2 protein-coding genes are annotated in these 835 nt (G+C 72.8%); both read right to left on the bottom strand.

Going from position 1 to position 835, the window contains the following annotated elements:
• On the bottom strand, nt 1-186 hold a 186-nt coding region (locus tag GVL52_RS31440; protein ID WP_160012655.1), incomplete at its 3' end, for a ParA family protein.
• 92 nt (nt 187-278) lie between these two features.
• Nucleotides 279-835: LysE family transporter (locus GVL52_RS31445; RefSeq protein ID WP_160012656.1), on the bottom strand; the 557-nt coding region annotated here is incomplete at its 5' end.

Below are 835 nucleotides of genomic sequence, written 5' to 3' on the forward strand. Positions count from 1 at the left end.
CTCCCAGTCGGCGATGGGCCGGGCCGTGGCCGGGCGCAGGCTGCGCCAGAGCCGGGACGATTGCTGCGGGTCCAGGTCGCCCAGGGCGACGGTGTGGCCCTGGCTCGCGAAAAAGCCGGCCACGTTCATGGCAAGCGTGGACTTGCCGACTCCCCCCTTGGGGTTTGCCACTGCGATCATGGACATGTGCGACTCTCCTCGATGGCGGAATGCGTGCGTTGCGGGACGCCGATGGTAGCGCTGCGCCGTGACCGCGCAAGCCGGCCGGTGCCGCCGGCTCAGGCGTGCTGGCCGCCGCGCTTGACGAAGAACAGCCCGGCGCCCACCGCCATGAGCAGGCCGCCGAAGACGCGGTTCTGGTTGCGCACGGCGCGCGGGCTGCGCAGCAGGCGCCGCAGCGCGCTGGCGCCGGCCGCATACCCGTGCATCACCGTCAGGTCCACGGCCACCGTCGTCGCGGCCATGGCGAGCAGCTGCGTCCAGAGCGGGCGCGCCTCCGTCAGGAACTGCGGCAGCACGGCCACCATGAAGATGATGCCCTTGGGATTGGTGGCGTTGGTGAGGAAGCCCGTCGCGCAGCGCCTGCGCCAGGAACCCGCGGGCACGCCCTCGCCACCGTCCAGCAGGGACGCGGCGCCGCCCGCGCGCCACTGCGTGAAGCCGAGGTAGATCAGGTAGCACGCGCCCAGCACCTTCACGGCGCCGAAGGCGGTTTCGGAGGCCAGCAGCAGCGACCCCACGCCCGCGCCGGCGATCACCAGCACGAGCAGCAGGCCGAGCTGCAGTCCCAGGATGGTGGCGCCGGTGCGGCGCACGCCGTAGGCGAGGCCGTGGC

Origin of the sequence: Rhizobium sp. 18055 (assembly GCF_902706285.1) — a bacterium.
Classification (GTDB): domain Bacteria; phylum Pseudomonadota; class Alphaproteobacteria; order Rhizobiales; family Rhizobiaceae; genus Rhizobium.